At 63.4% G+C, this 23,328-nt stretch carries 2 protein-coding genes; both read left to right on the top strand.

Features of this window, described 5'->3' with window-relative positions; all coding sequences use genetic code 11:
• Window positions 1-19 precede the first annotated feature (19 nt).
• Window positions 20-9,523: an amino acid adenylation domain-containing protein gene (locus tag AC1KVG_RS18215; RefSeq protein ID WP_481095307.1), complete on the top strand. Its 9,504-nt coding sequence runs from the start codon at window positions 20-22 to the stop codon at window positions 9,521-9,523.
• Window positions 9,520-23,196 (top strand): amino acid adenylation domain-containing protein, encoded by a 13,677-nt coding sequence (locus tag AC1KVG_RS18220; RefSeq protein WP_481095308.1) that lies wholly within the window; start codon window positions 9,520-9,522, stop codon window positions 23,194-23,196. Before AC1KVG_RS18215 ends, AC1KVG_RS18220 begins: the two co-directional genes overlap by 4 nt.
• The last annotated feature ends 132 nt before the right edge of the window (window positions 23,197-23,328 follow it).

A 23,328-nucleotide genomic window follows, 5' to 3' on the forward strand; every position in this document is an offset into this window, starting at 1 on the left:
AAAGGTGGACAAGAGCGCGTTGCCGGAGCCGGAGCCTGAGCACGGCGAGACGGTGGCGCCGGAGACAGACACCGAGCGGGCACTGGCGCAGATCTGGAAACAGGTCCTGCACCTGTCGAGTATCGGTGTGCACGACAATTTCTTCGAGATCGGCGGCGATTCGATCCTGTCCATCCAGATCGTTGCGCGCGCCAATCAGGCCGGGATCCGCATCACCACCCGTCAGTTGTTCGAGGCGCAGACCATCGCGCAACTGGCGCGTTGCGCCGAACAGTCGGTCGGGCGCGCGACGCAAGCGCCACAGGGCGCTGTACAAGGTGATCTGGCTCTGTTGCCTGTCCAAAGGCAGTTCCTCGCCGAGGGCGGCCCTGGGGTGCACCATTACAACCAGGCCCTGCTGCTGCGCGTGCCGCACGCAATGGAAACGGATGATCTGCGTTGCATGATCGAGGCACTGTATTGGCGCCATGACGCACTGCGCCTGCGCTTTTACGAGCGCAATGGCGAATGGCATGCCGATCATGCTCCGCTTGATGGCGAGACCATCCTACGTGCCTGCGTACTCGAAACGCTGCCGGAGCGCGTAGAGGACGTGGCCGCCCATATCGAGGAACGCTGTACCTACTGGCAGTCCGCTTTCGATCTGGGCGATGGTCCGCTGTTTCGCGCTGTCCATTTCCGCGGCGCAAGTACGGCGCGGCTGCTGTTGGTGGCGCACCATATCGTCATCGACGGCGTCTCCTGGCGCATCCTGCTGTCGGACCTGGAACACGCCTATCGCCAGATCGGACGCGGCGAACCGATCGCGCTTGCGCCCAAGACAGCGTCCCTGCAGCAATGGGGGCAGGCGCTGGCCACCTACGCGCGCAGCGATGCACTTGTCGCCGAACGCGACTACTGGCTCTCCCAATGCCAGCACTCCATCGCGCCCTTGCCGAGCGACCACCAAGCAAGCGGCAACGGTTCGGTGGCCAGCGCCCAGTACGCGCGGCTGGGGCTCTCCAGCGATAAAACGCATGCGCTGCTCACCAAATGCAACGCCGCCTACCGCACCCAGATCAATGAGCTTCTGCTCGCAGCGGTCACCTTGGGCGTGCGCCGCTGGACCGGTGCAGCAGGCGTGCGCGTAGCACTAGAAGGTCACGGACGCAGCGGCCTCTTCGAACATATCGATACCACCCAGACAGTGGGCTGGTTCACCACCCACTACCCGTTGGCATTGTGGTCCGAGCATGCCGAGGTTGGTGCAACCATCAAGGCGGTGAAGGAACTATACCGTTCGGTTCCGCACCAGGGCATCGGTTACGGTGTGCTGCGACACGTGGCCCAAGACGCCGAACTGATTGCTGCCGAGGCGGGCAAGCAGCCGGAGTTGACGTTCAACTACCTCGGTCAGACAGAGCAGGCAATTGCAAGGGAACGGTTTTTCGAAGCTGCCGACGAGTCGATGGGGCGCACGGCTAGCGCGTTGCGTGAGAGGCGTCATCCGCTGACCTTGCGCGGCATGGTCTCGGACGGGCAGTTGAGCTTCACCCTGGAATACAGCAGCGAGCGCTACGAGGCGGCAACCATCGCTTCGTTTGCAAACCATATCGAGCAGGCATTGCGCGAGATTGTGGCCCATTGTGCGGACATGGAGCATGCCGAGTACACGCCGTCCGATTTCCCGCTGGCGCAAGTCACGCAGGTGCAGCTCGACACGCTGCAGGCGACGTATCCGCAGATATTGCGATTGTATCCGGCCACTCCGATGCAGCAGGGCCTGCTTTTCCATACCAAGCTCGATCCATCGGCCTATGTCGCGCAGACGTTTCCGGTGCTCCGGGGAAAACTAGATCTGTTCCGGTTCCGCGCAGCCTGGCAAGCGCTGGTGGATCGACACGATGTGTTCCGTACTGCGTTCGTCGGCGAGGACGAGCGGCTGCTGCAGCTGGTGTCTTCGCACGCTACGTTGCCTTGGCACGAAGATGATTGGCGCGACCTGTCCGCCGAGGAGCAGGAGGCACGCTTCGAGGCATACCGCGAACTCGACCGGGCACGCAGTTTCGACTTCCGACAGGCGCCCTTAATACGGTGCGCACTGTTTCGGATCGGCACGGATCGCTATCGCCTGCTGTGGACTCACCACCATATGCTCTCTGACGGTTGGTCGCTGCCGATCCTGTACAAGGAGGTGATGACGCTTTATCAAGGGCTTCTGGACGGCAACCAGTCGCCCCTCGCCCCCGCACCAGCCTACGAATGCTACGTCGAGTGGCTGTCGCGGCAGGACCACGATGCGGCCGTAGGATTCTGGCAAGAGCAACTGCGTACGGTGGAAGCGCCGACGCCATTGGCCATCGACCGCCTGCCTGTGGACGATGATAGCGGTCAGCGCGAGCGCAGCCTGACCTTGGAGGACGCAGTCAGCGAGCGCCTGTTCGCGCTTGCCCGTAAACAACGCATCACCCTGAATACCGTCGTACAGCTGGCGTGGGCCTGCGTGTTGAAACGCTACAGTGGCGAGGACGATATTGTGTTCGGCGCGACGATCTCCGGCCGGCCGGCCGAGGTCGCTGGCGTGGAGACCATGGTTGGCCTGTTCATCAACAGCATTCCGGTACGCGTATCGCTGGGCGAGCCGCAGTCAGTGCGCGATGCGTTGGCGACACTGCAGGCACGCTTCGAAGCAGCGACGGCATACGGCTATCTCTCGCTGGCGGAGATCCAGCGGCAATCAGGGGTCGCCGCCGGTATACCTTTATTCGACAGTTTGGTGGTAATCGGCAACTATCCGATCGAGGCAGCGATGGAAACGCAGTCCGGCGATGCCGGACTCAGCGTGGAGAGCAAGGGCCGCCGCGAGGAAACTGGATACCGCCTGGCGTTCAACATCAATTTGCGTCAACGCATCCATCTGCAGTGCGCCTACCGCGCCGAATACTTCACCGACGCAGCCATCGACAGGATGCTGCTGCATTTTCGCGAAGTGCTGGTCAGGATGCCGGATGCACTCGACGAGGATGTACGCAGCCTGGATCCAATGACGGACGCTGAGCGGGCCGAACGTGTTGCGTGGAACCTGCGTCCCGCCGATTACCCTCGCGACATATGCGTCCATACATTGTTCGAAGAGCGCGCGGCATCGCACCCCGGGGCAGTAGCTGCAACCTTCGGCGAGGATACGGTGTGCTATGGCGAGCTAAACCGTGTCGCCAACCGCGTCGCGCACTATCTGCGCGCGAAAGGCGTACGCGCGGACACGCTGGTGGGCCTGTGCGTGGAGCGCTCGGTGGAAATGCTGATCGGCATGCTCGGCATCCTCAAAGCAGGTGGCGCCTACGTGCCGCTGGATCCGGACTATCCAGAGGACCGCATCGCCTTCATGCTTGAGGATTCCGGAGTCGACATCGTGCTGGTCACCAGTGACCTGATGCAGGCTCTGCCGGTATTTGACGACCATACCGTGCTGCCGCTCGATGCCGGACTGCGCGACGCGTTGTTGGCTGACTGTTCCGACAACAATCCCATTCTCGGGGCGGAGGCCGTACACGGCCGATCATTGGCGTACATGATCTACACCTCAGGTTCGACGGGAACCCCCAAAGGCGCGTTGATCGAGCATCGGAACGTCGTGCGCCTAGTGTGCCGTCCGGATTACGTGACGCTCGATGCGAGCGGGGTGATGGCGCAGGCGTCCAACAGCTCGTTCGATGCTGCCACGTTCGAGATATGGGGCGCACTAGCCAACGGCATGCGCCTGCATCATGTGCCTAAGGAGGCGTTGCTCGATCCACATGCGCTGTCGGGCATCCTGGCGCGGTCCGGCATCACCATGATGTTCGTCACCACGGCAATTCTCAACCAGATGTCGCTCGTGAACCCGGCCGGGTTCGCGCCTTTGCGCTGCTTGCTGTTCGGCGGCGAGGGCGTGGATGTGGAAGCGGTGGGGCGGATCATTGATGCTGGCAAGCCCGAGCGCCTGATGCACGTCTATGGCCCGACCGAAAACACCACTTTCAGTACCGCCTACGAAATTCGAGAGCGCCGCGGCGACACCTATCCGATCGGCGTCGCGATCTCCGGTAGCGCCCAGTACGTGCTCGGACGCGATCAGCGTCCGGTGCCGTGCGGGGTGATCGGCGAGCTCTACCTTGGAGGTGACGGCGTCGGCCGCGGCTACCATTGCCGCCCCGACCTGAGCGCTGAACGTTTCCTCGTCGGACCCGAGTCCGATGCAGAGCGGCGCTACAGGACCGGCGACCTGGTCCGTCAACTGCCGGATGGCAACGTGGTCTTCGTCGGCCGTGTCGACGACCAGGTGAAGGTGCGCGGGTTCCGCATCGAGTTGGGCGAGATCCAGACGCGCCTGCGGGCTCACGACGCCGTCAAGGATGTCGTGGTGGTGGCTCAGCGCAGCAGCGAGACCACGCGGCTGGTGGCCTACGTCGTCACCGCTGGATGCGAGCCGGTGAACGAGCTGCTGCTGGCGAAAGAACTGCGTGCCTACCTCAAGCGGCTGTTGCCGGACTACATGGTGCCGGCGGCCTTCGTGGCAATGGATCAATTGCCGCTTAACCGCAACGGCAAGGTCGACAGGGAACGCCTGCCGGAGCCCGATTACCAGTCTCAGTACAGCTATTTGGCACCACGCACGGAAGCCGAGCGGACCCTGGCGGCGATCTGGCAGCAGGTGCTACGCGTCGAACAGATCAGCGTGCAGGACAACTTCTTCGAGATCGGTGGCGATTCGATCCTGCTGATTCAGGTGGTGTCGCGCGCCAACCATGCCGGATTGCACATTAGTACCCGGCAGTTGTTCCAAAACCAGACCATTGCCGAGCTGGCACTGGCCATGGAGGCCGAGGAACCTCAGGTGACCGAAATGCCGCAGGCGCCGGCGGATGGTGCCATGCCGTTGCTGCCGGTGCAGCGGATGTTCCTCGAGGGCGAAGCGCTCGACCGCCACCACTTCAACCAAGCGCTCTTGCTGGAAACACCGGCGGACTTCGACGAGACGACGCTAAGCGCGGTACTCGAAGCGCTGTATCTTCGCCACGATGCGTTGCGCTTGCGCTTTGTGCAGCGTACTGACGACTGGCAGGCCGTACATGCGCCGTTCGATCCTGCGATGGTGCGGGAAAGCATGGTGATTGAGTTGCCGGTGAGGGATGTTCCAAGGGCGGCCCATGTATCCGCGCGTTGCGCTGAGTGGCAGCGTCGCTTCCATCTCTCCAACGGCCCACTGCTGCGCGCGGTGTACTTTCCGCCTGAGCACGCCGGTGAGGCGGGTCGCCTGCTGCTAGCCGCGCACCATATCGTGGTGGATGGCGTCTCCTGGCGCATCCTGCTCACCGACCTGGAGTTGGGCTACGAACAACACGCGCGTGGCGATGTCGTGGCGTTGCCGCCCAAGACCTCCTCGTTGCAGCAATGGGGACAGGCATTGAGCGAATACGCATGCAGCGAAACGCTGCTGCGCGAACGCGATTATTGGCTGGCGAATGCCCGCGGCGGCGAACTGGCCCCCGACAAGGCCGGCCTGGAGTTCCCCAGCCCAGGTGCGATCTCGACCACCCGCAGTGTTGTCTTTGGACTGTCCCGCGAGGACACCCGCGCATTGCACCAGCAATGCAACGCCGCCTACCGCACGCGCATCAACGAGCTGCTGCTCGCCGCAGTGTACCTGGGCATGCGCCGCTGGAACGGGCAGCGCGAACTGCGCCTGCGTCTGGAAGGTCATGGTCGAGAAGCGCTGTTCGACGAGCTAGACCTCACCCAGACCGTCGGTTGGTTCACCAGTGTCTTCCCCGTTGTGCTTGAAGCCGACGGCGATGGCGTTGCAGATGCGATCAAGGCGGTGAAGGAACGCTACCGCTCCATCCCCCGCAATGGGATCGGCTATGGAGTGTTGCGTTATCTTGCAAGGGATGTGGCGCTACGCGAGGCTGCTGGCGCAGAGACCGACGCGTTGATGTTCAATTATCTGGGGCACTTCGACCAAGTGCTTAACGAAGCAAGTCACTTCAGCCCGGCACGCGAGTCCATCGGCCCGCAGACCAGCCTGGGGCGACAACGATCTGCACTACTTGCGCTCAGCGGCAAGACCTTTGCCGGGCAATTGCAGTTCACCTTGTCCTACAGCGTCGAACGCCACGAGGATGCCTCCATGCGTGCGCTCGCTGCGTGTATGGAACAGGCGCTGATGGATGTGACAGGCCATTGCCAGCGTCCCGATGCCGGTGCATGGACGCCGTCGGACTTCCCGCTGGCTCAGGTTGACCAGACGCGCCTGGATTCCTTGCACGAGCGTCATCCTGATCTGCTGCGGCTGTATCCGGCCACGCCGATGCAGGCAGGCATGATGTACGAAAGCCTGCTCGACGCCTCGGCGTATGTCGTACAGAATTTCCCCGTGCTGCGCGGCACCCTGGATCTCGCCGCGTTCCGGCATGCGTGGCAGGAAGTGGTGACGCGCCACGATGCGTTCCGCACGGGCTTCGTTGGCGGCACCGACGATCTACACCAAGTGGTGTTGGCTGCCGCGCAACTGCCGTGGCACGAGGAAGACTGGCAAGACCTGCCCTCATCCGACCAGCGCATCCGCTTCGAAACCTACCGGCAGGAGGATCGATGCCGAGGCTTCGACTTCGAAAGTCCACCCTTGATGCGGATTGCGCTGTTCCGTCTAGGCCACGACCGCTACCAGCTGCTGTGGTCGCTGCACCACATTCTGCTCGACGGCTGGTGTCTGCCGCTGGTCTACCGCGACGTCATTGAATTTTACCGCGCACATGTAGAAGCCAGGCCTTTCCAACTGCCCGCACCCCCTCCTTACGAGCGATACATCGCGTGGCTGTTGGCTTCGGATGTGCAACGTGCTCGCGATCACTGGCACGGCATGCTCAAGGAGTTCGACGCGCCGACGCCGCTGGCGGTCGACCGCCTGCCGGTCGGGAGCGGCCAAGGTCAGCGCGAATACGTGCTCGAACTGGACGAAGAACATGCGCAAACGCTGCAGGCGTACGCCAAGTCGCATCGCACCACGGTCAACACCATGCTGCAATGGGCGTGGGCGTATCTGCTACACCGCTACAGCGCCGAGCCGGAGGTAGTGTTCGGCGCCACCATTTCCGGGCGCGCCGGACAGGTGCCGGGGGTGGAAGAAATGATCGGGCTGTTCATCAATACCATCCCGGTAAAGGTGGCGTTCGAGACCGGGCGAACGATCAGCGAGTCGCTCGCGGCCTTGCATGCCGACTTCCAGCTCGGCAATGAATACGGCTATCTGTCGCTGCCCGAGATCCGTCGCCAGTCACGCATCAAGCCTGGTGTGCAGCTGTTCGACAGTCTGCTGGTGTTCGAAAACTATCCGCTCGACGCGGTAATGGGCGACGCCGCCGGGTCCGCTGAGGCACAGCTCGACATTGAGGAACCAGGCACCAGCGAGGCGACCACATTCAAGCTGACACTCATCGCGGCGCATGCCCGAACGTTGCGGGTGAAGTTCGGCTATCGCGCAGAACGCTTCAACGACGCGGCGATCGCACGCATGGCCGGGCACCTGGGCCAGATCCTGTTGCAGATGACCGAGCCAGACTGCACGCCGGCAAGTATCGGCCTGCTGACGTCCGATGAGCGTACGCAACTGGCAGCGTGGAATGCGACAGCCGCGCCGTATCCCGAGGCGGCTTGTATTCATGAGCTGATTGAAGCGCAGGTAGAACGTAGTCCGCTCGCGGTCGCTGTGGAGTTCGGCGATGACAGCATCACCTATGCCGAACTCAATCTGCGGGCCAATCGCCTCGCCCATGCGCTGCTGGCAGAGGGTGTCGGACCGGATCAAATCGTTGGCATCTGCATGCTTCGCTCTGTCGATCTGGCCGTCGCCATCCTCGGCGTGCTCAAGGCCGGTGGCGCGTACCTGCCGCTGGATCCCAACTTCCCCAGGTCCCGCCTGGACTACATGCTGCGTGATTCAGACGCACGCGTGGTAATCACTTCCAACGGTCTGGAGCAGGTGCTGCCTGTTGGTACCGAGACGATTCTCGCGCTCGATGCCGAACACTTGCAGATCCCGCTCAACGCGCAGCCCGCGCACAATCCCGAGACACGCAGTCGAGGCCTGGGGCCCGGCCGGCTGGCCTATGCGATCTACACCTCCGGCTCCACCGGCGAGCCGAAAGGCGTACTGAATGAGCACGGGGCGCTGGTCAATCGGTTGCATTGGATGCAAGTGGCCTATGGGCTTGACGCGAGCGACCGAGTACTGCAGAAGACTCCGTATAGCTTCGATGTCTCGGTCTGGGAGTTTCTGTGGCCGTTGATGGCTGGCGCGCGACTGGTGATGCTGGCGCCGGACGCGCACGCCGATCCCGGTGCCGTATGCGCGGCGATCTGCAAGTACGGTATCACCACGTTGCACTTCGTGCCTTCGATGCTGAGCACCTTGCTGGCCAGTTCGGACTGGGCTGCCTGCGACAGTGTGCGTCGGGTAATCTGCAGTGGCGAGGCGCTTGGATCGGAACTGGCCACCCGCTTTTTCGCCACCGGCACGTGCGCCCAGTTGCACAATCTTTACGGGCCGACAGAAGCCGCGATCGATGTGAGTTTTTGGGAATGCCGCCCGGAGCACGACGCCACCATCGTGCCGATAGGGCGGCCCATCCAGAACGTCCAGTTGCACGTGCTCGGTGCGGCCGGGCAGCCTCAGCCGGTCGGCGTCCCGGGCGAGTTGCATATCGGCGGCGTCGGCCTGGCGCGCGGTTATTGCAACAAGCCGGAACTGACCCGCGAACAGTTCGTTCCCGACACGACCAGCGCCATCGCTGGGGCACGTCTCTACCGCACGGGGGATCTTGCGCGCTGGCTACCCGATGGCACGCTCGATTTCCTTGGACGCATTGACCATCAGGTCAAGATCCGTGGGCTGAGAATAGAGCTGGGCGAAATCGAAGCGGTTCTGTGCAGGCAGGACGATGTCAACGACGCGGTGGTGACAGTGCGCGGTGGGGGAGAGGACGTGTCGCTGGTTGCCTACGTCGGCACCCCTGCGTTACGCGAATCGCAAGACGGATCGGCGATTGCGGAACGGCTGCGTACCGTATTGCGTGCGGCCTTGCCCGAGTACATGGTGCCCGCCGCGTTCGTTGTCCTCGAACGCCTGCCACTGAACGCGAATGGAAAAATCGATCGCAAGGCCCTGCCCGAGCCAGGAATGGCGCCAGGCCATGTCTGGACAAGCGCGCAGACGCCCACGGAGGAAACGATTGCCGGGATATGGCGGATGCTGCTGCGCCTGGACGACATTGACGTGCTTACCGGTTTCTTTGAACTCGGCGGGCACTCGCTGCTTGCCGTGCGGATGATCGGCGAGGTACGGGAGCGTTTCGCCATCCACATCGCCATCCGGGATGTGTTCGAGCGCACCACCATCCGGGCGCTGGCCGACTTCGTGGACGAACAGTTGCGTCGCGAAGCGCTTCGGCGTGACTTGACGCTCGATCTCGCCGACAGCGGCGACCAGGAGTTCATCGAACTATGAGCGTAATCGACGTGTTACAGGAGTGCCGCGACGCGGGCATTCGCATTGCCGCCAGAGATGGCAAATTGCTGGTGGGCGATGCGCAGAGCCGGCTTAGTCCAGAGTTGCGCCGACGGCTCGCCGAGCACAAGAGCGCAATCCTAGACTACCTCCACGCAGCGTCATCGGCACCGGCATCGCGCATCGTCCACCATCAGGACGCCACGGAGCATCCATTGTCCTACGCGCAAAGGCGACTGTGGTTCCTGCACCAGCTCGATCCCGGGAGTGTGGAGTACAACCTGTCGCTGGCGTTTCGCGTACGCGGCGTCCTCGATACAGACGCGCTGCGCGCTGCGCTGGACGCTATCGTGAAACGCCATGCTGTTCTGCGCACCGCCTTCGTGGAACGTGACGGCGAACCTGTGCAGGTGGTGCATCCGCATCGCCCATTGCAGGTGAGGATGCGTGACGTGTCGGCATTGGCACCCGACGTGGCTCAACGCGAGGCGCTACGCCTCGCGCGCGAGGAGGCAGGCACTCCGTTCGATCTTCTCGGCCAGACCCCGATGCTGCGCTGCGCGCTGTTGCGCATCGCGGACCAGGAGCATGCGGTCGTACTGACGATGCATCACATCGCCACCGACGGGTGGTCGATGGGTGTACTGGTGCGGGAGTTCATGGCGCACTACGCCGCAGCCGCCGAAGGTCGCGGCGCGGCGTTGCCCTCGCTGGCGATCCAGTATGGCGACTACGCGCGTTGGCAACATGCCGAGCGCGAAAGCGGCGCGCTACGACAGTCGTTGGACTATTGGGTCGCACGTCTAGTCGGTATTCCCGAAGTTCACGACCTGCCGTTGGACCATCCCCGCCCGCCCAGGCAGCGCTTCACCGCGCAGCGCCACAATCAGTTGCTCGACCGCGCCGGTCTGGATGCGGTCAAACGCCTGGCCAATGCGACCGGTGCGACCCTGTTCATGGTGCTGCAATCGGCGTTCGCCCACCTCCTGTCGCGCTGGAGCGGTCAGCGCGATATCGTCATCGGCACACCGACCGCTGGACGCGACCAGACTGAAACCGCGCCGCTGATCGGCTTTTTCAACAATACGGTGCTCTGCCGCTTCGATGTCGATCTGGCTGCCGACGCACGAGCGTTAATCGCGCATGGCCGGGCTGTCGCACTGGATGCCTTTACCCACCAGCAGGTTCCATTCGATCTGCTGGTTGAAACCTTCTGTCCGCAGCGCAGTCTTGCCTACAATCCACTGTGCCAGATCAAGTTTGTACTGCAGAACCATGACGGCGGCGCCCTGGAACTGCCGGGATTGCATTTCGAACCTCTGGCGGCCGGCGGCGAGCACGTACACTTCGATCTCGATCTAACCGCGACCGAGAGCGACGACGGGCTGCACCTGGGATGGACATTCAAGGACGAGTTGTTCGAGCACGATAGCATCGAGCGCATGGCTGCTGCCTACGTGCGGTTGCTGCATGCGATGTGTAGCGAGCCGCAACGAGCGCTGGCTGGGGTCGCGCTGGTCGATGAGGCTCAGACGCGAGAGCTGTTCGCACTGGGACGTGGCCCGAGCTTGGGGCATGGGCGGCAGGAGCCACTGGTGCGCGCCTTCGAGCGCACCGCCCAGGCCTTCCCCCAGCACATCGCCGTGCGCTGCGGCGAGCGCGCCATCACCTACCGCGAACTCGACCTACGGGCGAATCGTCTAGCGCAGGCCCTGATCGAGCAAGGCGTTGGTTCAGGCGACCACATCGGGATCTTTCTCGGACGCTCTATCGACCTGGTAATCGGACTGCTCGCAACGCACAAGTCGGGTGCTGCCTACGTGCCGCTCGATGGGCGGCAGAGCGCCGCGCAGTTGCAACGCATTCTCACCGATGCGGGGGTGCGTGTCGCCTTGCACCATAGCGCCCATCCGCTGCACGCCGCTGGCGTCGATACCGTGTTCATGGATGGTGCCGACAACGATCCACGTTGGTTCGAGGGCTACCCCAACGTTCGGCCAGGCACGGATCCCGGGCTCGACGACAGTGCCTATGTCATCTATACCTCGGGCTCGACCGGCACGCCCAAGGGCGTCGACGTCGCCCATCGTGGAATGGTCGATTACTGCGCGTTCGCACGCCAGAGCTACTACTCCGCCGCGCTGGCGGGATCGCTTGTGGTCACCTCGCCGGCATTCGACCTGACCGTGCCGGCGCTGTTCGTGCCACTGCTGGTCGGTGGCACGGTCGATCTGATGGACGAGGGAGACGATCTGTCCGCGCTGGCCGTTCGACTCGCTGCCGCCAACTGCGGCAATGCCCTGCTGCGGCTGACGCCCTCGCACGTGCAGGGTCTGCTGCATTTGCTTGACGAGACCGCACTACCGCAGGCGCACGTCTTCGTGATCGGTGGCGAACGCTTCCCGGTGGAGACCGCGCATGCATTGCAGGCGCGCTTTCCTGCGGCCCAGGTGTACAACCACTATGGACCAACCGAAACCGTGGTCGGCTGCAGCTGGTACGACGTCAGCGCCAACCTGGCATCGCTAGGACGGACAGTTCCGATCGGTCGGCCGATGCACAACACCGTCCTATATGTGTTGGATGCCAGGTTGCTCCCGGTACCGCTGGGCGTTGCGGGAGAGCTCTATATCGGCGGCGCCGGTGTTGCCCGTGGTTACCTGGGGCAGCCTGCGCTGACCGCTGAGCGCTTCTTGGAAGATCCATTTCGGGCGGGCGAGCGCATTTACCGAAGCGGGGATCGGGTGCGCTGGGGTCCTGATGGGCAACTGGAGTTCCTCGGGCGGGCCGACGACCAGATCAAGCTGCGCGGCTTCCGCATCGAGCTCGGCGAGATCGAGCACCACCTCGCCACGGCGCCAGGGGTGCGGCGCGCCGTCGTACGGCTGGTCGGCGAGGGCGACCAAGCGCGTCTGGTCGGCTATGTCGAACCGGCATTCGACGCGGCCGGCATCGCCGGACTACGCGCAGCGTTGGCCAAGATGCTGCCGGCGTACATGTTGCCTGCGGCGATCCTGGGTTTGGACGCGCTGCCGCTGACGGTCAATGGCAAGATTGACCGCCACGCCTTGCCCGTGCCGCAACTGGACGATGACGCCGCCCAGTGCGATGCGCCTGCGACCGAGACCGAGCGACGCTTGGCTGCGTTGTGGCAGCGCATCCTGAAGCGGGAGTGCGTGCACCGCAGCGCCAATTTCTTCGCGATGGGCGGCCACTCGCTGCTCGCCACGCGCCTAGTGGGCGACATCGGACGCGAGTTCGGCAAGCCCTTGCCTGTGCGTGCAGTGTTCGAGCACACGACCTTGCATGAACTCGCGGCCCACCTCGACACGCGAGCAGACGAGGCGGAGCGAGGCATTCCGGTGGCGGATCGCGCCGGATCGCTGCCGTTGTCATTCGCACAGCAGCGGCTGTGGTTCATCGATCGCCTAGAAGGCGGCAGCGCGCAGTTCAACATGCCAAGTGCGCTGCGTCTGCAGGGCGCGTTTGAGTCGGCGCTGTTCCAGCGCGCCTTGAATGCCTTGCTCGAGCGTCATGAGATCCTGCGCACCGTCTATGCCGATTGCGAGGATGGCGCGATTCAGGTGGTTCGTGCGTCATCGCAGCTGCCGATCGCATCGCACGACCTGCGCGAGCTGGCGGGCATCGCGCGCGCGGAGCGCGTGCAGGCGCTGAGGCGCGAGGAAGCCTTTCGGCCGTTCGATCTGACGGGCGATCCCGTGCTGCGTTGCGCATTGCTGCGACTGCGCGATGAGGAAACGGTGGTGCTGCTGACCGTGCATCACATTGCATCCGACGGCTGGTCCAATGGCGTGCTGGTCCGAGAGCTCGTGGAACTCTACGACGCCCTTCGCGCTGGCCGCATGCCCGCGTTGGCGCCGCTTCCCGTGCAGTACGCCGACTACGCGCTGTGGCAACGCCGTCGCCTGCAGGGCGAGGTCTTGCAGACGGAACTGGCGTACTGGCGACAGCGCCTGGCCGGCATCCCTTGGGTCCACAGCCTGCCGCTGGATCGGCCGCGTCCCGCCCAGCAGGATTTTTCTGGCAACGTCTATCTGCAAATCCTCGACGCCAGCCAGACGACGGCCGTGCGCGCGTTCTGCGCCGAGCGCGGTATCACCTTGTTCGTGTTGATGCGTGCACTTTTTTCGATGCTGATCGGGCGTGCCAGTCGCGAACAGGACATCGTGCTGGGAACTCCAGTGGCCGGGCGCGTGCATCGCGACCTCGAGGGCATGATCGGCCTGTTCGTGAATACGCTGGTGCTACGCACCGACCTTGGCGGAAATCCACGTTTTGACGAGTTGCTAGAACACTGCCGGCGTGATTCGCTCGAAGCGTACGCGCACCAGGAAATCCCGTTCGAGAACCTGGTCGAAGAACTCAAGCCCCCGCGCAGCCTGAGCTACAACCCGCTTGTGCAGATTCTGCTCAACGTGTTCGAGTCGGTACAGGAAGACCAGCTGGCTGTGGAGGGCATCGAGATGAGTGGGGTGGGTTCGGAGACGCCCGAATCGCTGTCCAAGGCGGACATGACCCTGTACGTCCGTCACCTCGACGGACAGTTGCTGCTGAAGTGGTCCTATCGCGCTTCTTTGTTCGAGACTGCCAGCGTGAGGCGCCTGGCGTCTGGATTCGGTGAGCTGCTGCGGCAGGCGATTGCCGTCCCGCAGGCGCGCATCCTGGATTACGCGCTGCTCCCAGAGAATGAGCGACATTCCATTGTCGCGCAGGCGTTGCCAGAGCGACGCCGCTACGACGATGCGCGCCTGCACGAACGCGTCCAGGCCAAGGCCGCTACAACACCTGAAGCGACCGCATTGATCCACCACCAGGAACGGATCGATTACCTCACCCTCGACGCCCGCGCCCGCGCCTTGGCGGCACAGCTGCACGCGCGTGGCGTCACGCCAGGGGAGACCGTCGGCATCCTCGCCGACCGCAGCATCGACTACGCGGTTGCCGTGCTTGCTTGTCTCAACGTCGGTGCGGTGTATCTGCCACTGGCAGCGGACCTGCCTCAGGCGCGGATCGCCTACATGCTGCGCGACGCCGATGTCCGTGTCTTGCTCGTCGAGCCACGATTGCGCGAGCGCGCCGACGGTGTCGCCCAAGTGATCTTGCTGGGGCCCGATAGCGGCCTGGGTCCGGCGGCGACGCCGACGTTGCCGCGTCCGCGTGCGGGCGATGGCTCGCACCTTTTGTTCACCTCGGGGTCCACCGGCCAGCCCAAACGCGTGCTCGGCACGCACGGGGCATTGGTCAATCGTGTGGAGTGGATGCTCGAGACGTTCCCGTTCGCGGATGACGAGGTTTGTTGCCTGATCACCAGCACGGCCTTCGTTCGCGCCGTGTGGGAGCTCGCCGTGCCATTGGCCGCCGGTCGCCCGTCTTTGATCGTTGATGCGCAGACGGTTTCCGATTTGGCCGCGTTTGCGCGCCTGCTCGCAGAGCACCGCGTAACCCGCATCGTCACTGCACCCTCGCTGGCGCGAGCGCTGACCGAGCTACCTGATGCGGCGACGCTGCTAGTGGGACTGCGCTATTGGTTCGTCAGCGGTGAGCCGCTCCGCCCCGGTGTCGCCAAGCGGATACGCGCGGTGGTGCCCGGCGCGGTGCTGTGCAACCTGTATGGATCGACAGAAACGATGTCGGACGTCAGCTTCCATATTGTTGGCGACGACCAGCTGCGCGGCAGCATCCCCATTGGCAGGCCGATCGCCAACAGTGCCCTGCTGATCCTGGATGAATGTCTGCGCCCTGTGCCGCCGGGGATGCCCGGCGAGATTTGCGTCGCCGGCGAAAACCTAGCGCTCGGCTATCCCGGACGCATAGAGCTAACCGCGGAGAAGTTCGTTCGTCACGGCCTCGGCGGGGCATTCGGCGAGCGGCTCTATCGCACCGGCGACCTCGGACGCGTGCTCGCCGACGGTGCCATCGAATGCCTGGGGCGACTCGACCATCAGGTCAAACTGCGCGGCTTCCGTATCGAACTGGGCGAGGTCGAGGCCAGCCTGTTGCGCAGCGGGCGCGTCAAGGACGCGGTAGCGATGGTCCAGGGCGGGGAGGAGGGGAGTCTGGTTGCCTATCTGCTTGCGGAAAGCGGCCAGGACGATGTGGTGGCCGCGGTACGCGCAGAACTGCGCGATTGGCTGCCTGACTATATGCAACCCAGCACGTACGTGGTCATGGAGCGGTTCCCGTTGACCGCGAACGGCAAGGTCGACCGCCGTGCACTGCCGGAGCCGACACCGGGCACGAACGCCCATTCCCCTGCCGGAACGCCGACCGAGGCGACCGTTGCCGCAGTGTGGCGCGAGTTGCTCAAGCTCGACAGGGTGGGGATCGAAGCCAATTTCTTCGAGATTGGCGGCCACTCGCTGCTGGCGACGCGGATGGCGAGCGCCTTGGCCTCAAAAACCGGCAAAGCGGTTTCGGTGCGGATGGTGTTCGAGGCGCCGGTACTGGCGGATCTCGCGCGGCGTATCGATGCACACGCCGAGGCCGCCCAGTTGCCGATTCCACGTGCGGCTCGCGAAGGTGGAGTGCCAATGTCGCTTGCGCAGCAACGGCTGTGGTTCGTCAGTCGCTTCGCGGGCGGTGCACAGTACAACCTGCCGACGTCGATGCGGATCGCTGGCGCGCTGGACAAGACGGCGCTGCGAAGCGCGCTCGATGCGCTGGTCGCACGCCACGAGGTGCTGCGGACCACCTACGCAGAGCGCAATGGGAACGCGGTACAGATCGTGCATCCGCCGGCGCCGTTTCCCATCACGCTGGTCGACCTGTCACATCTCGAGGGCGACTCTCAGGCTGCAGAGCTGCAGCGCCTGAGCCGCGAAGACGCGCGGATGCCGTTCGATCTCGCCACCGGTCCAGTGCTGCGCTGCACTTTAGTCGCGCTCGCGTCGCAAGAACACGCGTTGTTATTCACCGTGCACCACATCGCCTCCGACGGCTGGTCGAAGGGACTGTTGGTACGCGAGTTCGTCGCGGCCTATGCGGGCCAGGCGCAGGGCGTGGCGAGTAGTTTTCCGGCGCTGGAGATCCAGTACGCAGACTACGCTGCATGGCAGCGCTCTCCAGAGCAGGCGAGTGTCATCGCCCGTGACCTCGAGTACTGGAAGAAGCAACTGGCGAATCCACCACAGGTGCATGCATTGCCGCTCGATCGGCTACGGCCCGTACGCCAGGACTATCGCGCCGGGAAAGTGGTGAGCCGCTTGCAGAGGCCCGGACTTGAGCGCCTGCGTCGCCTCGCTTTGGATTACGACGCGACGCTGTTCATGGCGCTACAAGCGGGCTTGGCCCTGCTGGTCGGTCGATGGAGCGGTGAGACGGACGTGGTGATCGGCGCGCCGGTCGCCGGCCGCACGCGGCGCGAACTTGAGCCACTGATCGGCTTTTTCATCAACAGCCTCGCGCTGCGATTCGATCTTTCGGGCAATCCTGACGTGCGCACATTGCTCGCACGGACGCGTCGCACGGTACTCGATGCGTTCGCGCACCAGAACGCATCCTTCGAGATGCTGGTGGAGACGTTGCAGCCAGAGCGCCACCTCAGCCACGGACCGCTATTCCAGGTGGTGCTGGCGTTGCAGAACCATGAGCGCGAGACGCTCAGCCTACCGGGCCTGGCAATCACTGCAATGTCCAACGATACGCACAGCATCGACTTGGACCTGCATGTGGCCGTAACCGAGGACGAGCACGGCCTGCAGTTCCGCTGGCTGTACGCGACTAGCCTGTTTGATGCTGCGACGGTCGAGCGCATGGCCGAAAGCTATCTGGCCTTACTTGCGGCGATGGCCGAGACCCCTGAGCAACCGATAATGGCACTGCCGCTGCTGCCTGCCGGCGATCGTGCGGCAATCGAGCAATGGGCTTGCCCGCAGCGGCAGGAACTGCCCTGTCTTTGCGCCCACGCCCTGTTCGAACAGCATGCCTCTGCCACCCCCCAGGCGATTGCCATAACCTGCGATGGTGAAAGTCTCAGCTATGGCGCACTGAATGCTCAGGCCAACCGCGTAGCACACTGGCTCCGTAGTGAGGGCGTAGGGCCAGGGCAACTGGTCGGCCTCTGCGCCGAGCGCTCGCTGGACATGATCGTCGGCCTGCTCGGAATCCTGAAGTCTGGCGCGGCTTACCTGCCGGTGGACCCGGCATATCCGCAAGAACGGGTCGAGGCGATGCTCGCCGACGGCGGCGTGGAACACGTACTTGCACATGCGAGCGTGCTGGACGCGTTGGCGGTTCTGGCCGAGCGCACCCTGCTACTGCTAGATGCCGAGCTGCGCACGTCAATGCTTGCTGCATACCCGGAGACCAATCCGGATGCTGATCACCTCGATCCAGCGCAGGCGGCCTATGCCGTGTTTACGTCCGGGTCGACCGGGACGCCGAAGGGCGTGCTCAATACCCATCGTGGACTGGTCAACCTGGCCTTTTACCAACAGCAGGCACTGGAGGTCGGGCCTGGCAGCCGTGTGCTGGCGTTCGGCTCGATCAGTTTCGATGGCGGCGTGTTCGATTGGCTAATGGCGCTTGCCCACGGCGGCAGCCTGCACATCTGCAACGAGGACGATCGACACTCGGTGCAACGGCTATCGACCCTGTTGGTGCGCGAGCGCATTACCCATGCGGCCATTCCGCCGGCGTTGCTCGCGCAGATGCCGCTAGAGCGGGATTACGCGCTGCGCTTGCTAATCATTGCCGGCGAAACCTGCGACGAATCCCTGGCTTGGCGTTGGGCCGAACGCTGCCGCGTCGTCAATTCCTACGGCCCCTCGGAGGCGGCCGTGGCCGCCACCCATGCAGACATCGTGGCGCAGTCGCAAGTCACCCTTGGCCAAGCACTGCCCAATGTCGAGTTGCGGATATTGAATGCATGCGGACAGCCGCAGCCGGTGGGTGTCTCTGGCGAGCTGTACCTGGGCGGCGCTGGTCTGGCGCTTGGCTATCTCGGCCGTCCTGAGCTGACCGCTGAGCGCTTTGTTGTTCATCCGGACAACGGCGAACGCCGGCTCTATCGCACCGGCGATCTGGTTCGCTGGCTGCCGGGAGGCAAACTGCAATTCCTCGGCCGTGCCGACGACCAGGTCAAGATTCGCGGCTTCCGCGTGGAGTTGAGCGAGATCGTGCAGCACCTGCTCGCGCATGCGCAGGTACGCGAAGCGGTCGCCATCGTACGCACTGAAACAGGCGACCCGCGCCTGGTCGCCTATGTTGTGCCCGCCGTCGCCGGCTGGCCCCATGCCATGCGCGAGTTGCGCGAGCACCTGCGCGAGCGCGTCCCGGACTATTTGATGCCGTCGGCCATCGTGGCCATCGACGCGCTGCCGCTGAATCGCAACGGCAAGGTGGACAGGACGGCGCTGCCGCAGCCTGACTACGCCATGGAGCAAGCGTTCGTCGCCCCTGTCGGCGATACCGAGCAACGCTTGGCGGCGATCTGGCAGCGAGTGCTCAAGCAGGAACGAATCAGCGCCGGGAGCAATTTCTTCGAGATGGGTGGCCATTCGCTGCTCGCTACCCAGGTCATTAGTCATGTCGCCGAGGAATTCGGTCGCGACATCCCGATCCGCGTCCTGTTCGAACACCCCACCATCGCCGGCTTGGCGCGCCGCATCGACGAGGTCGCAGGCTCCAGCACGGCGCCCGCTATCGTAGCGGTGGACCGTAGCCGCCCGTTACCGCTCTCCTTTTCGCAGCAGCGCCTCTGGTTCATTGATCGGATGGGCGGCGGCAGCGCGCAGTACAACATGCGTTTCGGCGTCCGCCTGGCCGGAAGGCTAGACGCCCTGGCCGTGCGCAAGACGATCCAGGTCATCGTCGAACGCCATGAGATCCTGCGTACCACCTTTGCCATCCAGGATGGCGAGTCGGTGCAGGTCGTACATCCGGCACTTGCCCAAGCGATTGTCCAGCACGACCTGTCGAACCTGGCAACAGACGAGCGTGAGGCGGCTCTGGACAGGATCGTGCGTGCAGAAGCCGCGCATGTCTTCGATCTCACCTCAGACCCGATGCTGCGTTGCACGCTGGTTCATCTGCAGCAAGACGAGCACGCGCTCCTGCTGTCCACGCACCACATAGCTTCCGATGGCTGGTCGATGAACGTGCTGGGCAGCGAGTTCGCTGCATTGTACGAGGCATTCAGCAGCAGCCGCAGCGCGGTATTGCCGTCGCTGCGGATCCAGTATGGCGACTACGCCAGTTGGCAGCGCACCGTCCTGGAAGGCGGTGGTGGCTTGCAGATCCAACTGGAGTTCTGGCGTGACGCCCTGACCAACTTGCCGCCGGTACATGGGCTGCGGCTGGACAAGCCGCGGCCAGCGCTGCAACAATTTGAAGGCGACTACGTCGCCAGACGCCTGGATATCGACTCGTTGCACCGTCTGAAGCAACTTGCACTGGGCAACCAGGCCAGCCTGTTCATGGTGCTGCAGGCGGCGCTGGCGGTGCTGATCGGGCGTTGGAGCGGCGAGGCCGATATCGTGATCGGCACGCCGGTCGCCGGACGGACGCAGAAATTGCTCGAACCGATGATCGGCTTCTTCGTCAACAGCTTGGTGCTACGCACCGACCTGTCAGGCGACCCAAGCTTTATCGAAGTGCTGCGCCGCACGCGCACGGCGACCCTGGACGCCTTCGCACATCAGCAGGTGCCGTTCGAAATGCTGGTGGAAGCGCTGCGCCCGGAGCGCTCCTTGAGCCATTCGCCGCTGTACCAGATCAGCTTCACCTTGCACAATCACCAGGAAGGGCAGTTTGCCCTGCCCGGATTCGACCTGCGTCCGCTGCGCGGCGACGTGCAGCAGTGCCGCAACGATCTCGAGTTGCACATGACCGAGACCGAGGCTGGCATCCACATTCGCTGGGTGTACGCGACCAGCCTGTTCGAGCGTGGCACGATCGAGCGCATGGCCGACGCCTTTCAGGTCCTGGTCGCCCATTTGCTCGACCAGCCCGGCCTTGCGGTGAACGCGTTGCCGCTGCTTACCGATGACGCACGCGATGCCCTGCTGCCGGAACTCCGCGGCGTGTCGCGAGGCGGTCAGGCGGACCGGTTGTTACATCGTTTGTTCGAGGCACGCGCGGCCGATCGACCTGACGCGGTTGCAGTGACGTTTGGCGATTCACATTGGAGCTACGGCGAACTCAACCGCCGTGCAAACCGAGTCGCCCATGCGCTGATCGCGATGGGAGTGAAGCCCGATGACCGCGTTGCTCTGTGCGTAGCGCGTGGCCCCCACCTGCTGGCCGGTGTGCTTGCCATTCTCAAGGCAGGCGGCGGCTACTTGCCACTAGATCCCGCCTATCCGCAGGAGCGATTGCACTGGATGATGCTGGACAGCACGCCGGTGGCATTGCTCGCTGCCCACGGACTAGCGCATGCATCGCTGCCGCCCGGTATGGCGCGGCTAGATCTTGATGACGAAACCGAACTTGCTCGCCATGCCGAGCACAACCCGGACGTGCCCGATCTTGATGCAGAACATTTGGCCTACGTGATCTATACCTCGGGGTCCACCGGGACGCCCAAAGGCGTCCAGGTCGAACATCGTCAAGTGTTCCGCCTACTCGCTGCGGCCGAGGGCGATCTCGACTTGGATGAAAGCCAGACCTGGACCTTGTTCCATTCCTTCGCGTTCGATTTCTCGGTCTGGGAAATTTGGGGCGCGCTGGCGTATGGAGGACGTTTGGTTGTGGTGTCTGGCGAGTGTGTGCAGTCGCCGGAAGATTTCTATGCCCTGCTGTGCCGTGAACGCGTCACGGTGTTGAACCAGACCCCGAGCGCATTCCGTCAGCTGATCCTCGCCCAAGCGCGCAGCGCGCAAGCGCATTGCCTACGCACGGTGATCTTTGGCGGCGAAGCGCTGGATCCGAAGATGCTCGGCACCTGGGCGGAACGCAACGACGTCGGCCGCACCAGGCTGGTCAACATGTACGGGATCACCGAAACCACGGTGCATGTCACCATTCGTATACTTGGCCTGGATGACATCTTCGGTTGCGGCAGCAGCGTCATAGGGCGGCCGCTCCCTGGCATGTCCATCTACATCCTCAATCCGCTGATGCAACCGAACCCGGTCGGTGTAGTCGGAGAAATTTACGTGGGCGGCAGTGGTGTCGCGCGAGGCTATCTGAATCGCAAGGAATTGACCGAGCTACGGTTTGTCGACAACCCTTTCGACGCTACCGGCGGGGGTGGGCGGCTGTATCGCAGCGGCGACCTGGCAAGATGGACCGCGCAGGGCGACATCGAATACCTCGGTCGCAACGATTTCCAAGTAAAGATCCGTGGTTTCCGCATTGAGTTGGGGGAAGTCGAAGCACGTCTGGCGCGTTTGCCGGGGGTGCGCGAGGTGGCCGTACTGGCGCGAGAGGATGAGCCCGGAGAAAAACGCCTGATTGCATACCTTGTCACCGAAGCCGATGCTTGCGTCGATATCTCCGCGCTGCGGCAGACGTTGATAGAAGAGCTACCAGACTATATGGTACCGAAGGCATACGTTGCACTTGCCGCACTTCCGCTGACAGCGAATGGAAAGCTTGATCGGCATGCCTTGCCAGTACCGGATCGTGCTGACGTCACATTGCGTGATTACGCGGATCCGGTGACCGACACGGAACGCGTGATCTCGAACCTATGGACAGACCTGATGAGCGTGCCTCGTGTCAGTCGTTTCGACGATTTTTTCGAGTTGGGAGGACATTCAGTTCTCGCGATCAAGCTCATGGCGACGTTGTCTGAGCGATTTGATGCAAGGCTTCACATCCGTGACTTGTTCCGCCATCCGGTTCTTGCCGATTTGGCAAGGCATGTGGACGACATCGTGATTGGCGGCAGCACTGACTGGCATCCATTGGTGCCTTTGGATGCCTCGCCTGGCGTCCGCCCGCTGTACTGCTTCCCCGCCGCCGGCCTTACGGCAGTTGCGTACCGGCCGTTAGCTAAGGCGCTGCAGGGGCGCTTGGCGCTCCATGTGCTTGATCCATGCGGTACGGATGGCCGGCTGCCTCCGACTCGTTCCATGCATGAGACGGTGGAGCTGAACCTACGAGCGTTGCTGACCTACCAGCCGCAGGGGCCCTACCTGTTTGCGGGCCATTCCTATGGTGGCGCCGTCGCTTTTGAGGTCGCTCGTGTGCTGGAGATGCGCGGTCACCAAGTGCAACTGGCGCTCATTGACAGTGCCATCTACCTGCGCGATTCGCAACGCTCAGAACGATCGCTCAGCGGTCGCCTGATACGCATGCTCGGGGCTGACGGGGAGGGCTCGCAGTCGTTGGAGAGCTTGGACGATGAGCAGGCCTTGCGTGCTTTTTTCGCAGAACGCCTGCAACGTCAGGGGCTCAGCGCTGGCTCGCAGGTAGAAGCCTCGGTCGGGTTAATGGACGTTTTCAGGACCCAGCTGGCCATCCACCGCAACTACCGGCCAACCGGGCGATTCGGTGGGCAGGTCATATCGATTCTTGCCCGTGACGGCGCGATCGCAAGCTTATCGCCGAACAATCTGGCCGGTCACTACAGCGTATGCCTGAGCACGGATGTCGAGGTGCACCTTGCTGATGGCGGGCATCTGTCGATGCTGTCGAACGGCAACGCATTCGGCCTGGCGGACTTGATCGCCGGTCAGTTGACAGCTGGCGGCATTGATCGGGAGTGACCTGCATAAGTTTTGAATGAATGCCCACTCCGATGCCACCTGAAACGTCGTGCAAATACGGCGGCATCGGAACTTAAAGGGAGTTTTTTTACTTCCACACGCGTCGCCATTCCAGGCAGCCAACTACCAGGT

Source organism: Xanthomonas sp. NCPPB 3959 (genome assembly GCF_056675575.1).

Excerpts from the sequence above, each read along its gene's own strand:
- AC1KVG_RS18220 (WP_481095308.1), top strand. The coding sequence starts at position 9,520 with ATGAGCGTAATCGACGTGTTACAGGAGTGCCGCGACGCGGGCATTCGC.